At 64.8% G+C, this 13896-nt stretch carries 14 protein-coding genes; 10 read left to right on the top strand and 4 right to left on the bottom strand.

Annotated elements, in window-relative coordinates:
* From A985_RS25980 to A985_RS0117370, 8 genes are all read left to right on the top strand, one after another.
* Nucleotides 1-523 (top strand): HemK/PrmC family methyltransferase (locus A985_RS25980; RefSeq protein WP_083902349.1); only part of this gene is annotated, 523 nt, incomplete at its 5' end.
* An 80-nt stretch (nt 524-603) separates the two neighbouring features.
* Nucleotides 604-918 (top strand): Grx4 family monothiol glutaredoxin, encoded by a 315-nt coding sequence (gene grxD, locus A985_RS0117400; protein ID WP_026132086.1) that lies wholly within the window; start codon nt 604-606, stop codon nt 916-918.
* 17 nt (nt 919-935) lie between these two features.
* Nucleotides 936-1550 carry a UbiX family flavin prenyltransferase gene (locus A985_RS0117395; RefSeq protein ID WP_017234651.1) on the top strand — a complete coding sequence of 205 codons (615 nt, stop codon included), beginning with the start codon at nt 936-938 and terminating at the stop codon, nt 1548-1550.
* A gap of 88 nt (nt 1551-1638) precedes the next feature.
* On the top strand, nt 1639-1932 hold the full coding sequence (locus A985_RS0117390; protein ID WP_017234650.1) for a hypothetical protein: 294 nt from the start codon (nt 1639-1641) through the stop codon (nt 1930-1932).
* Between the two features lie 875 nt (nt 1933-2807).
* A complete protein-coding gene (locus tag A985_RS0117385) occupies nt 2808-4505 on the top strand; it encodes a methyl-accepting chemotaxis protein (RefSeq protein ID WP_017234649.1) in 1698 nt (565 codons plus the stop codon).
* A 108-nt stretch (nt 4506-4613) separates the two neighbouring features.
* On the top strand, nt 4614-5456 hold the full coding sequence (locus A985_RS0117380) for a protein-glutamate O-methyltransferase CheR (protein ID WP_017234648.1): 843 nt from the start codon (nt 4614-4616) through the stop codon (nt 5454-5456).
* Nucleotides 5440-5946, top strand: coding sequence for a chemotaxis protein CheD (locus A985_RS0117375; RefSeq protein ID WP_017234647.1), 507 nt, complete (start codon nt 5440-5442; stop codon nt 5944-5946). The genes A985_RS0117380 and A985_RS0117375 overlap by 17 nt, the downstream gene beginning before the upstream one ends.
* Nucleotides 5947-5963: 17 nt before the next feature.
* Nucleotides 5964-7589 (top strand): chemotaxis protein CheW, encoded by a 1626-nt coding sequence (locus tag A985_RS0117370; protein WP_017234646.1) that lies wholly within the window; start codon nt 5964-5966, stop codon nt 7587-7589.
* Nucleotides 7590-7706: 117 nt separating this feature from the next.
* Here A985_RS0117370 and A985_RS0117365 read toward each other — a convergent pair whose 3' ends face one another.
* From A985_RS0117365 to A985_RS0117350, 4 genes are all read right to left on the bottom strand, one after another.
* Complete coding sequence (locus A985_RS0117365; RefSeq protein WP_017234645.1) at nt 7707-8888, bottom strand: patatin-like phospholipase family protein; 1182 nt, start codon at nt 8886-8888, stop codon at nt 7707-7709.
* Between the two features lie 99 nt (nt 8889-8987).
* A complete protein-coding gene (locus tag A985_RS0117360; protein ID WP_017234644.1) occupies nt 8988-9785 on the bottom strand; it encodes a 3-hydroxybutyrate dehydrogenase in 798 nt (265 codons plus the stop codon).
* A gap of 167 nt (nt 9786-9952) precedes the next feature.
* Complete coding sequence (gene ettA, locus A985_RS0117355) at nt 9953-11620, bottom strand: energy-dependent translational throttle protein EttA (protein ID WP_017234643.1); 1668 nt, start codon at nt 11618-11620, stop codon at nt 9953-9955.
* Nucleotides 11621-11683: 63 nt separating this feature from the next.
* Nucleotides 11684-12031, bottom strand: a complete 348-nt coding sequence (locus A985_RS0117350) for a 2Fe-2S iron-sulfur cluster-binding protein (protein ID WP_017234642.1) — start codon at nt 12029-12031, stop codon at nt 11684-11686.
* Between the two features lie 168 nt (nt 12032-12199).
* Between A985_RS0117350 and A985_RS0117345 the strand changes: the two genes are divergently transcribed.
* Entirely contained in the window at nt 12200-12580 is a 381-nt protein-coding gene (locus A985_RS0117345) for a nucleotide pyrophosphohydrolase (RefSeq protein ID WP_017234641.1), read from the top strand.
* Between the two features lie 187 nt (nt 12581-12767).
* Nucleotides 12768-13880, top strand: coding sequence for a metallophosphoesterase (locus tag A985_RS0117340; protein ID WP_017234640.1), 1113 nt, complete (start codon nt 12768-12770; stop codon nt 13878-13880).
* Nucleotides 13881-13896 lie beyond the last annotated feature (16 nt).

The following is a 13896-nucleotide window of genomic DNA, read 5'->3' as shown; positions in this document are numbered from 1 at the left end:
AGGCCGGCCGGCGCCGCGCGTGCTCGATCTGGGCACCGGCAGCGGCGCAATTGCGCTGGCCATTGCGCATTGCCGCCCCGACGCCCACGTCACGGCGCTCGACCGCTCGGCCGACGCGCTCGACGTCGCCCGCGAAAACGCCCGGCAGCTTGGGCTAGCGGCCTCCGTCACCTTCCTCGCCAGCGATTGGTATGCCGCATTGCCGGGCAATGCCGCGCCATTCGACATCATCGTCTCGAATCCGCCGTATATCGTGTCGGACGACGCGCATCTCTCGCAAGGCGATCTGCGCTTCGAACCGGTCGATGCGCTGACCGATCACGCGGACGGTCTCGCCGCCCTGCGCACGATCGTGGCCGGTGCGCCGTCGCGCCTGCTGCCGAACAGCTGGCTGCTCTGCGAGCACGGCTACCATCAGGCCGCCGACGTACGCGCGCTTTGTCGAGCAGCAGGCTTGGCCGACGTCACCTCCGAACGCGATCTCGCGGGTATCGAGCGCACCACGGGGGGGTGGCGCGTCTGAGCGCGCACCGACGGACGCGGCGGAAAACCGCTAAAATGCCGGATACGCCGACTTTCCGGTATCTCCACGGGCTTTCCACCATGACCACCCAGCAACGTATCCAGCAAATCGTCACCGAACATCCTGTCGTGCTCTTCATGAAGGGCAACGCGCAATTCCCGATGTGCGGCTTCTCGGGCCGTGCCGTGCAGATCCTGAAGGCATGCGGCGTCGACAACCTGTTCACCGTGGACGTGCTGCAAGACGAGGAGATCCGTCAAGGCGTGAAGGAATTCGCCAACTGGCCGACCATCCCGCAGCTCTACATCAACGGCGAATTCGTCGGCGGCTCGGACATCATGATGGAGATGTACCAGAGCGGCGAACTCAAGCAGGTCCTCGCCGACCTGGCGTAATACGCCACTGATTGACGATGGTGTCGACGGGAGCCTCGCAGCCCACGCGTCTGGTCGTTGCCATCACCGGCGCGACCGGTGCCGTCTATGGCGTGCGCCTGCTGAAGCGACTGCGCGCGATGGGTGGCGTCGAAACCCACCTGATGGTGTCGAGTGCGGGCTGGCTGACATTGCGCCACGAACTGGGCCTGGAACGCGCCGACGTGCAGGCACTGGCCGATGCGTATCACAGCGTGCGCGAAGTCGGCGCCAACCTCGCCAGCGGCTCGTTCGCCACGGCGGGCATGGTCGTGGCCCCCTGCTCGATGAAAACGCTCGCGAGCGTTGCCCACGGGCTGTCGGACAACCTGATCGCACGCGCCGCCGACGTCACGCTCAAGGAGCGGCGCCGCCTCGTGCTGATGGTGCGCGAAACGCCCTTCAACCTCGCGCATCTGCGCAATATGACGGCGGTCACGGAAATGGGGGGCATCGTCTACCCGCCCCTTCCCGCGTTCTACAACCACCCCGCATCGCTCGACGCGATGGTCGACGACACGGTTGCACGCGTGATCGATCTGTTCGGGATCGCGCCCCCCGTCGCCACGAGCTGGAGCGGCCTGGGCAGGGAGACCGACGCTCAGGATCGGTGAGCGCCGCCATGGCCTATAGTGAAAGCGCCACGCGCTGCCTGCCGAACCGCATTCCCGTGGCGTGACATCTTTGCGACTGGAGTTTGTGATGGAGACCCACCTCTCGCCTGTTGTCGTCTATGCCGTCGTGACGCTCGTTTTCGTCCTGCTGATTCTCGTAGTGCCTGCCGGTGCCCGTTGGCGTCAGATGGTCTGGCCCGCGTCGGTGCCCCCGCTGTCGCCCCATCGTCCAGGCGACCTGCTCGGCACACCGCGCACGCCCTACTGGCGCTCACCGAACGACACGCAGGACTTGCGGCGCCCTTCGTACTTCGCAGCATCGTCGCGCCGCCCACGCCGCCCCGCGAGCTTCCTCGCCCCGCGTGATCACGAGCGACGATAGAAAAAGCCCCGCAAGGTCGAACCGGCGGGGCTTCATTTTTGTCATTCGTGAATCGCGTCATCGATCAATAGCGATAACAGCACCGATGGCCGTAGCCCCCGCCGTAATACGGTTGGGCCGGCACGACAACGCACCCGGCAAGCGTGACGGCGAGTAGCGCAGCAACGACTAACTTCATGATCTGACTCCTGGAAGGGGAAACGTGACTCTGCTCGCCTTCTTTATATCGCCGCGCTGGCAGGAATCCCATAACACGTCTGTAAGCCGTGTAAGCGAAGGTTGCCAAAACGGCGAACGCGTCGCACTTTGTTACGTAACAGATCAGACCGGACACCGTAACATCGCCCCACTGCGCTCCCCCACGCATCAATAGCGACGCGGGTTTCCAGTGTCGGCGCATCTGGCACGAGGCTTGCGTGAAGATTGAAGGTCGCTCTTTCAAATGCCCCGAAGAGAGCGACTTTGCGTCTACCCCTCCTCCCGTTTCAGACGCGGGAGGAGGGCTTTTTCCCGATCCTCCGCCCTGCATGCCTCCGGAAGCCCAACACCGGGTCGCGCGCCTTGCCTGCATCGCCCACTGTGCAAGCCTCCTCCGAATTCCACTTCATTTGAGCGTTTGAAATGTATCGACGACATAAGCGCGTCGACTTCTCACACGGTTGCTTTATCGTGAGCGTCTTATTTGGCGCGGCTTTCGACGGAATTCACCGTTCGCGGCAACAAACGCCATACGGGTAGGCCCGATCTCAAGTTGCCGCCTTCCCTGTCGTAATCGCGTCTATAGAGGACTGCACGCCAACGCAGCGTTAGCGCAGCATCCCTTTCGTGACGGCCGCACGACACGCGCCGGGGCAAGCGTATCAAGGGAGAACGTCATGGAAATCGCCACGCCTGATTTACAGATGGAACAACAGGAACTACAGGCCGTCAGCGCGGCGCTCAATCGCGTGCAGGCCGTCATTGAGTTCGATTTGCAGGGTCAGATCCTGCACGCCAACGAGAATTTCCTGCAGACCGTCGGATACCAACTCGACGAAATACGGGGGCAGCATCACCGCATCTTCTGCGAGTCCGACTACGTGGCGTCCGGTGCGTACCGCGACTTCTGGGCCAAGCTGGGCCGCGGCGAGCTCGACGCCGGCGAATACAAGCGCATCGGCAAAGGCGGCCGCGAGGTGTGGATCCGCGCGTCGTACAACCCGGTGTTCGACGCCCATGGCACCGCGTACAAGGTCATCAAGTTCGCCACGGACATCACGGCGGATCGCGCACGCCAGGCCGAATTCGAAGGTAAGGTGCGCGCCATGGACCTCGCCCAGGCCGTCATCGAATTCAACCTCGACGGCACGGTCATCGCCGCCAACGACAACTTTCTGAACACGCTCGGCTACTCGCTCGACGAGATTCGCGGCAAACACCATCGCATGTTCTGCGAGGCGGACTACGCCGCGTCGCCGACCTATCGCGATTTCTGGGGGAAGCTCAATCGTGGCGAGTTCGACGCGGGCCGCTACAAGCGCATCGGGCGCGGCGGACGGGAAGTCTGGATCCAGGCGACTTACAACCCGATCCTCGACGCGAGCGGCCGCCCCTACAAGGTTGTGAAGTTCGCCACCGATATCACCCAGCAGGTCGAACTGGAAGCGAGCGTGAAGCGCCGCGCCGAAGACGACCAGCGCAAGGTGGCGCTGCTGCTCGACACGGTCAATCGCGCGGCGGCGGGCGACCTCACGGGCGAGATCGCCGTGGCGGGCAACGACCCCATCGACCAGTTGGCCGACGGCATTCGCCACATGATGGACGACTTGCGCGGGGTGATCGGCAAGGTGGTCAAATCGGCGGGCGAGTTCTCTGGCGCCTCGCGCGATATCGCCGACCGTGCCAATACCGTCGCCACCGGCGCACAAGCGCTCGGTGCTACGGTAGAGGAAATGAACGCGTCGATCGAGGAGCTGACGGCATCGATCAACTCGATTGCGGACAACACCAAGGGTGCCGACCAGCTCGCCAAGGCAACGCAACAGGAAGCCGAAACCGGCGCCCGTGCGATCGCGCGGTCGGTCGAAGCCATGGAGCTGATCAACAAGTCGTCGGAAGACATCAGCGAGATCGTGAAAGTGATCGGCGAGATCGCCGGGCAAACCAATCTGCTCGCGTTCAATGCGGCCATCGAGGCGGCTCGCGCCGGCGAACACGGCCTCGGCTTCTCGGTCGTGGCCGACGAAGTGCGCAAGCTCGCCGAGCGCTCGTCGCAGGCGACCAAGGAAATCTCCAAGCTGATCAACGAGTCGACCAAGCGCGTGGCGCAGGGTAGCGACGTGTCGCGACAGGCAGGTGAGGCGTTCGAGAAGATCGTCGGCGGCGTATCGCGTACCACGCAGGCGATCTCCGAAATCTCTTGCGCGGCGGAAGAGCAACTCGTTGCCGCTCGCGAAGTGAGCCTTGCCATTCAGCACGTGGCGGAAGAGACGGAAAAATCCGCGGGCGCCTGCGAGACCATCGCGCAGGCGACCACCGGACTCAACCACGGTGCGCAAGACCTCGACCAGACCGTGTCGCGATTCAAGGTGTAAGCCCCATCCGGCGAACACCACGGGCATCGGCCCGGGCGGTTCGCCGGGATCTCCCGGTTGCGGTCGTTCGTACCGCGCCGGATCACACGTCCGCCACGAGGGGCCGATATGGAAATCGAAGCCGACGCCGATCCCGGTACCCAGCAGGCGCTTCTGCGCGCTGTCCACCGGCACACCGGCATCTCGATGAACGAGAAGAAGTGGACGATGTTGCAGGGCCGCCTTCGCCCGCGTCTGCGCACGCTCTCGCTGTGCAGCTACCGCGACTATCTGGCGCTGCTCGAGAACACGCCCGACGAAGTGCGCAACTTCGTGAACCTGGTCACGACGAACGAGACCACGTTTTTTCGCACGCCGCGCGTCTGGGATTATTTCGCGCAACACTACCTGCCGCGCTGGCATGCCGCGAATCCCGGCCGGATGTTCCGGATGTGGTCCGCAGCTGCGTCTTCCGGCGAGGAGTCCTACTCTGCCGCGATGCTCTGCGAGGAATTCCGCGCGCGGCACAGCGGCTTTCAGTACCAGATTCACGCCACCGATATTTCGAGCCAGGTGCTGGCGGTGGCCATGGCCGGCAACTTCAGCGGGCGCAGCATCGACGGGCTCAAGCAGCAGCGTCCGGCCATGCTCGCAAAGTACTTCCGCCCGGGCGCCGGCGGCTTCACCGTCGCCCCCGAACTGCGAGCGCACATCACGTTCGCCGAGCACAACCTGTACCAGCGCATGCCACGTCGCGACGCGTTCGATCTCGTCATGCTGCGCAATGTACTGATCTATTTCGAATCCGCCGATCAGGAACGCGTTCTCGAGAACGTACGCCACACGCTGACCCCCGATGGCGTGTTGATTGTCGGGGAATCGGAGTCGCTGACGCGGCTCTCGACCGGCTACCAGTTTGAGCAACCGCTCATTTACCGGAACCAGGGGGCATCGAATGGGGCCGTCGCATGACATCCAGGTGTTGATGGGCGAGGTGCGCATCGGGCGCGGCGAAGACGTGCTGCGCGCTACCCTCGGCTCGTGCGTGGGTATCGGTCTGATGTGGCGCGCGCGCGGACTCTACGGCCTCGCGCACTGCCTGTTGCCCGAGGCGCCGAACCCTACCTTCGCTATCGGGGCGAAGTACGTCACGCAAGCCGTGCCGTCGCTCCTCGCGCTGATGCGGGCGGACCGCGCACGCCGCAGCGAAATCGAGGCGGTGATCGCGGGCGGCGGCAACATGATGCCGCACCAGCCGCCCGCCCGGCACGGGCTGATCGGCGTGGCGAACGCCGCGATGGCACAGTCCCTGATGGCCGAGACCGGCATTCCGATCGTGCACGTCGAGGTCGGCGGCGAAATCGGTCGGCAACTGACGATCCACTGCGCGCACCACACTTTTCATGTGCGCACGATCGGTACCCATGGGGCGGCGGCGGCACCGACCTCGCCCGCTCTCTGACGCCCGGGACCCCCATCATGAATGCACCGACACCAGAATTTCCGCTCCCGCAGCGCGACGCCGTCGCCGACACCACGGTGCTGCCGCGCGCTTCAACGCCGGACGACGTCGAAGTCTTCGGCTCGTTTCATCTGGGCGACGTGGAATTCGCGCTGCCCATCGCGGCATTGCAAGAGGTGGTGAACTACCCGGCGCGCGTCACGCCCGTGCCGCTTTCGCCGCCCTTTCTGCTTGGCCTGTTCAACCTGCGCGGCACGCTCATTCCCATCGTCGATCTCAAGCCGCTGCTGGCAATGGTCGCCGACGCGCCGGACAGGCCAGCACCCGCGAGCGAGAAGATCGCGATTGTCGACGTCGAGGGCGTACGGGTGGGATTGCTGTTCGACACCACGAGCGAGATTCTGCGCGTGCGCGCATCGCAGCGCACCGGGTTCGAATACGCCCCGTCGCACACGGCGCCGCAGGTCGTCTGCGGCGCCATCAAGCTCGACGACGGCGACCGCATCCTGCAGATTCTCGCGCCGCGTGCCCTCGTGCGCATAGAGAACATGCCGCAATTGCTCGCGCGTCAGGCGCTGAGCGCGCCACAGCGCCGCCAGCAGCGTCAGCGCCTGCAATGCGTGTCGTTCACGGTCGAGCAATCGCGTCTGGCGCTGCCGATGAGTGCGATTCGCGAAATCATCCGTATTCCCGACTTGCAGAATTCGGCGCTCGCCAGCGTGTTTTGCGTCGGCATGCTCAATCTGCGCGGCACTGTCGTGCCGGTCATCGACTTCGCTCACTTCCTCGGCCTGCACCCTTGCCGCCCCGAGCCCGAAATCGCGGGCACGGCGTCGGACCCGCGACGGATTCTGATCGTCAAGCAGGAAGACGTGCATTTCGGTCTGCTGGTGGACGCCGTTGACAGCATCGTGACGTACTTCGCCGACGAGTTGCTCGCCATGCCGTCCTTCAGCGCCTCGCACGCGCAGCTCTTCTCGGGCTGCATCGCGCGCGAGCAAGCCGACGACATCGTGCTGCTCAACGCCGACGAACTCTTCACGCATTCGCAGGTGCTCGAGCTCACGCGCGGCCATCGCGAGCTATACCGGGAGACGGACAGCGCACAGCGCGCGACGCCAGGCGATTCGGCATGGCGCGGCACCGGGGCCAGGTCGTCACGCGGCACACGCCACGCGTATGTGTCGTTCCGTCTGCAACACATGCTGGCCGTGCGTCTCGATCAGTTGCGCGAGATCATTCACGACTCGGCGGACATCATGCCCGCGCCGGGCGCACCGCCCTTTGTACGCGGCATGCTCAATTTGCGACGCGAACTGGTCGCCATCGTCGATCTGCGCACGCTGTATGGCATGCCGCCCCCGGACGATGCGCAGGCGCGCAAGATTCTCGTCATCGAACATGGAAAGGACAAGCTCGGGCTGCTCGTCGACGCCATCGAGAACATCGTCACGCTCGACGAGGCGGACAAGCTGCCGGTGCCCGCCATGCTGCTCGGACGCGCCACGCACGAAATGCGCAACGACATGCGCGAAGCCGTCGAGCTGCCCGCCGCAGACGGCACCGCGCGCACGGCCATGCTGCTCGATCTGCAACCGCTCAAGCAGCGGATGGCGACGGCGCTTGCGCAGTCGGCGGTGTGAGCGGATCGGTTCAACGAAGTGCCGGCGATTCGCACGAGCCGGTCGCGGGGCCCTGTGGCGTGTCGGGGGGCACGCCACAGGGGTAGTTCGAACGGGATGAGGCCCGTTAACGACGGGTCAGACGACTTCGTGACGATGGATGTCGTGCGTGACGAAGCCCGAGGTGTCGTCGGGCATGGACAGCCAGTCGGCATGCGTGAGCGTGCGGCGCACGTCGTCGAGTCCGCTTGCCCAGTGATCGAGCATGGTCGCGAGCCCGAACTGATAGTCCTTGTAGTGCCCCTCGTTTTCCTTGTTGCGATAGATGAGCTGGATGACGTTATAGCGCTTGCTGCAAGCGATCTCCTGCGCCGCGTGGCACCACGGGTCGTGCGCGCGAACGTCGGCCGGCACACGCTCGAGCACTTCGCGCAACACGCGACGATAGTGCTGGGCGCGCTGCAGGTTGTCGGTCACCAAGCGCGTACGGCTCGAAAACTGGATGTCCTTCTGGCGGCCCGCGACATCGTTCAGATTGTCAGGCAGTGGCCCGCGCGCACTCCACAGATCCACCTGGAACGCGAGCGTGTCGCGGCGCGGCGACGTGCCGAGCACTTCCGAGAGCGGCGTATTCGACACAAGGCCGCCGTCCCAGAAATACTGTCCGTCGATCTCCACGGCGGGAAACCCCGGCGGCAAGGCCCCCGATGCCATGAAATGCTCCGCGCGCAGCTTTTCACGCGTGTTGTCGAAGTAGACGAAATTGCCCGTTTGCACATTGACGGCGCCCACGGACACGCGCGTCTCGCATGCATTGATTCGGTCGAAGTCGACGAAACGCTCCAGCGTGCCGCGCAGCGCCGAGGTGTCGTAGTAGCTTGCGTGCGCCGGGTCGCCCATCGCCGCGGGCAACGGCTGCGGCCAGCGTGGCGTGAAGAAGCCCTTCTGGCCTTCGGCGACGGCGCGCCATGCCTGCCATGCGCTGTAGGCGATGCGTCCCGTCTCGGGGCCATTGAGGATGGCCGCCTCCAGCGGTGCCGGCAACGGCGGGAAAACAGCGGGCTCGCAGATCGTGCGCCAGAACGCTTCGAGCTGTGCCACACGACGCTCGGGGGGATTGCCCGCGATGATCGCGGTATTGAGCGCCCCGATGGAAATGCCGGCAATCCAGTTCGGCGCGATGCCGGCCTCGAACAGACCGGCGTATACGCCTGCCTGATAGGCCCCGAGCGCACCACCGCCCTGCAAGACGAGCGCGACCGTCTCGTAAGGCGGGAGGTCGATGGCACGTTTGGGGACTTTCGGCGGGTTGGCCGTCATGACCGTTCTCCTGAAGCTTTCTGAGGCTGAATCGAGGCGCGACCGAACGGGACGGCGCCGGCGCGTGACGCGGCCGGCGCCCCCCGCACCGTCCGCGCGTTACTGCATGAACCAGCCGTGGCTCACCACGAACGACTGGCCGGTGAATGCGGCCGTCGGGAATGTGGCGAGGAAGAGCGCGGTTTGCGCAACGTCGTCGACCGTGGTGAATACGCCATCGACCGTACCGCCGAGCATGACCTTCTTGATGACCTCGTCTTCCGAAATCCCCAATTCCTTGGCCTGCTCCGGAATCTGCTTGTCGACGAGCGGCGTGCGCACGAAGCCAGGGCAGATGACGTGCGAGCGCACGTTGTGCTTCGCGCCTTCCTTCGCGAGCACGCGCGCGAGCCCCAACAACGCGTGCTTGGCCGCCACGTAGGCCGACTTCAACGGCGACGCCTCGTGCGAATGCACCGAGCCCATGTAAATGACGATGCCGCCGCGGTCGTCCTTGTACATATGCTTGAGCGCCGCCTTGGTCGTGAGAAAGGCACCGTCCACGTGAATCGCCTGCATCTTCTTCCAATCGGCGAACGAATAGTTCTCGATGGGATTGACGATCTGAATGCCCGCGTTCGAGATCAGGATGTCGACCGACCCGAAGGTCGCCGCCACCTTGTCGATGCCGCTGTTCACCGCCTCTTCGCTGGTCACGTCCATCGCCACGCCAATGGCGCGGCCACCGGCGGCCTTGATTTCTTGCGCCACGGCGTCCGCGCCCTGCTGGTTCAGATCGGCAATGGCCACGGCCGCACCGGCACGCGCGAGCGTGAGCGCAATTTCGCGGCCGATGCCGCTGGCGGCACCGGTCACCACGGCGACTTTCCCATTCAACTGATTCACTGACTGGCTCATTTGCACACTCCTGATTCGTCAAAATGGCGGGTCATGCGGCGCACCGGGCGCCGGCATGGCACGTCGAACACGGGTAATGACAGCCGGCCTACTGCCACGCACTTGGCATGCGCTCGGCCGAACCGTCGTTCAAACAGAAAAGGCGCCTTGCGGCGCCCTCTCGTGCCTTACCGCGCGATCGGCTTGTAGCGGATTCGCGTCGGTTTTGCGCCCTCCTCGCCAAGGCGCTTCTTCTTGTCCGCCTCGTATTCCTGATAGTTGCCCGGGAAGAACTCGACGTGCGAGTCGCCTTCGAAGGCCAAAATATGCGTGGCGATACGATCGAGGAACCAGCGGTCGTGCGAGATGACCATCACGCACCCGGCGAACTCGAGCAGGGCGTCCTCGAGTGCGCGCAGGGTTTCGACGTCCAGATCGTTCGACGGTTCATCGAGCAGCAATACGTTGCCGCCGGAAATCAGCGTCTTGGCCATGTGCAGGCGCCCGCGCTCACCGCCCGAGAGCGACCCGACCTGCTTCTGCTGGTCAGAGCCCTTGAAGTTGAAGCGCCCGATGTAGGCGCGCGACGGCGTTTGATACTTGCCCACCGTCAGCATGTCGGCACCGCCCGCGATCTCTTCGAACACGGTCTTGCTGCCATCGAGCGCGTCGCGGCTCTGGTCGACATAGGCCATCTTGACCGTCGGCCCGATCTTGATCTCGCCGCTGTCCGGCTGCTCGCGGCCCGTCAGCATCTTGAAGAAGGTCGATTTACCGGCGCCGTTCGGGCCGATGATGCCGACGATAGCGCCCGGCGGCACGTTAAAGCTCAGGTCGTCGATCAGCAGACGGTCGCCGAACGCCTTCGACACGTGCTTGAACTCGACGACTTCGTTGCCCAGACGCTCACCCACCGGGATGAAGATTTCCTGGGTTTCGTTGCGCTTCTGGTATTCCTGGCTATTCAGTTCGTCGAACCGGGCGAGACGCGCCTTCGACTTCGCCTGACGGCCCTTCGGGTTTTGACGTACCCACTCCAGTTCCTTGTGCAGCGCCTTCTGACGCGCCGACTCGGTTGCCTCTTCCTGCTTCAGGCGCTGCTCCTTCTGGTCGAGCCAGGAGCTGTAGTTGCCCTTCCAGGGAATGCCTTGCCCGCGGTCGAGTTCGAGAATCCACTCGGCGGCATTGTCGAGGAAGTAGCGATCGTGGGTGACGGCCACCACGGTGCCGGGAAAACGCGTGAGGAACTGTTCGAGCCAATCGACCGATTCGGCGTCCAGGTGGTTGGTCGGTTCGTCGAGCAGCAGCATGTCGGGCTTCGAGAGCAGCAGACGTGCCAATGCCACGCGGCGCTTCTCGCCGCCGGAGAGCACGCCGATCCTGGCGTCCCACGGCGGCAGACGCAGCGCGTCGGCGGCCACTTCCAGCGTTTGTTCGATGTTGTTGCCGTCGCTCGCGGCGAGAATTGCTTCGTACTTGGCCTGCTCGGCGGCGAGCGCGTCGAAGTCGGCGTCCGGTTCGGCGTAGGCGGCGTAGATTTCGTCGAGCTTCGTGCGGGCCTCGAAGACTTCGCCCATGCCGCCTTCAACGGCTTCACGCACGGTCTGCTCCGGATCGAGTTGCGGCTCCTGCGGCAGATAACCGATGTTCAGGTTCGGCATCGGGACCGCTTCGCCCTCGATCTCCTTGTCGACGCCGGCCATGATCCTGAGCAGGGTCGATTTGCCCGAACCGTTCAGGCCCAGCACGCCGATCTTGGCGCCTGGGAAGAACGACAGGGAGATGTCCTTGAGAATGTGACGCTTGGGCGGCACGATCTTGCCCACGCGGTTCATGCTGAATACGTACTGTGCCATTCGGCTTTCCTGATCCTGAATCGGTTATGTCGGCTCGGGGGCGAGCGTCAGATAGCGCCAAGTTTAACAAAGCGTGGCGTCGGGCGCGTCGATGACGAGGTCAGCACGGGCATAGGCGCAGCACGGCAGCAGCCATCCGTCGGTTTTCTCCTCGCGCGACAGCCCGGGCCACGCGATGCGGTAAGCCACCGGGGCGGGCTCGCCGCCGGTCTGGGCCCGGCAGAGACAGGCGCGGCAGGTGCCGTTGCGGCACAGGCTCGGCAGCTTGATGCCGGCGGATTGCGCCGCGAGCAGAATCGGCGTATCGGCCGGGGCGTCGAAGTGCCAGCCCGACGGCACGAGCGTGACGCGGCAGGAGACCGGCTCGGGCTTTGCGTCGGATGGCGCGGGGTCGGGCGTGAAACGGTCCAAGGGTGACGAGCTCGGGAGGGACAGGAACGAGGATGGTGCACGGCGCATCCAGCGCCAACGCGCTACCATACTCCGTTCGCACGGCTTTTTGTCGCGTTTGCCCAGTCCGCCGTCGGCCCGCCGGCTGCCGGTGGGTCGCCTCTGGACCTTCTCCGAACTTCGCACCCCATGACCGCTGCTCTGAACGAAGCTTCTGCACAAGGTAACGTCGACGCCCCCCACGCGCGTCTCATCGAGACGGCCGGACTGGAAACGGCTCTGCAGGCGTTCGCCGATGCGCGACACTGGCAGCAGTACCACACGCCCAAGAACCTCGCGATGGCGTTGTCCGTCGAAGTGGCAGAACTGGTCGAAATCTTCCAGTGGCAGACCGACGCCGAAGCCCGGGCCGTCATGCAGACGACCGAAGCCCGACACGTCGAGCAGGAACTGGCCGATATCGCCATGTATCTCGTGCGATTGTCGTCGGTCCTTGGTGTCGACCTGAACCGCGCCGTGGCAGACAAGCTCGTCATGAACGCGCAGAAATACCCGGCACCGCCTGCGTAATTCGTCTGCCGCCCTTGCGATTGCGACGCGCGCCCCGATAGTGAGCTCGTCCGCCCCCGAATTTCGAACAGTCAACGCCATGTCGCAAACCCCACACGCTTCAACCGCATCCCGACCCTCGCCAGACGCCGCCCAGGCGCACGGTAAATCGCCACGGCGCACCTTGCCCGCGCGTCCGCGCTGGTTGATGCTCGCGCTCATCGCGCTGTTGCATGCTTACATTGGCTGGCGTTTGCTAACGCCGTTACCGGTCGCCGTCGGCTGGAAGGTGGTGGGCGGACTGTGGCTCGCCGCCTCGGTCGCGCTCATTCCGCTCGGCCTGATGAGCCGCGCGATCCAACGGGAGCCGCTCGCAACGCTGCTGACCTGGACCGGCATGACGGCCATCGGCATCTTCTCGACACTGTTCGTGCTCACGGTGCTGCGCGACGTCGTGCTCGGCGTGGCGATGCTCATCTCGGCACTCGACGCGCAACTCGTCGTCCGCTCGGCGGTGATCGTGCTGATGCTCACCGCCATCGCCACGTTGCTGGGCTTCTACAATGCACGACGCCTCGCGCGCGTGGTCGACGTGGACGTACCCATCGCCAACCTGCCACCCGAACTCCATGGATTCACGATCGTGCAGTTAAGCGATATTCATGTGAGTTCCACGATTCGCCGCAGCTATATCGAGGCCATCGTCGAGGCGGCCAACGACCTCTCGCCCGACCTCATCGCCATTACCGGCGACCTGGTCGACGGTGGGGTGCCCGCCTTGCGCGAGCATATCGCACCGCTCGCGCAGCTTGCCTCGCGCCACGGCACCTACGTGTGTACCGGCAACCACGAGTACTACTCGGGTGCGCCGGCCTGGGTCGAAGAATTGCGGCGCATCGGCCTGACGGTGCTCGAAAACGAACACGTGGTGCTCGCTCACGAAGGCGCGTCGCTGACTGTGGCGGGCGTGACCGACTTCACCGCGCACCATTTCGACCCGGAAAAGTCGAGCGACCCGCTCGCGGCCGTGGCCGGAGCCCCCGAAGGCGTGCCGCGTGTGTTGCTCGCGCATCAGCCACGCAGCGCGCCGGCGGCGCAGGAAGCCGGCTTCGACCTGCAACTCTCGGGACACACGCACGGCGGGCAGTTCTGGCCGTGGATGTACTTCGTGCCGCTGCAACAGCCTTACGTGCATGGCCTGCACCGGCTCGGCCGGCTGGCCATCTACGTCAGTCGGGGGACGGGCTACTGGGGGCCACCCAAGCGCTTCGGCGCCCCGTCGGAGATCACGCGTCTGCGGCTGGTCACGGGCAAGGACTGAGCGCGCGCACGGACAA

This window comes from Pandoraea sp. B-6 (assembly GCF_000282835.1).
Taxonomy (GTDB): domain Bacteria; phylum Pseudomonadota; class Gammaproteobacteria; order Burkholderiales; family Burkholderiaceae; genus Pandoraea; species Pandoraea cepalis.
Note: the sequence above shows the minus strand (reverse complement) of the source record. Positions and strands in the feature narration are given on the sequence as shown.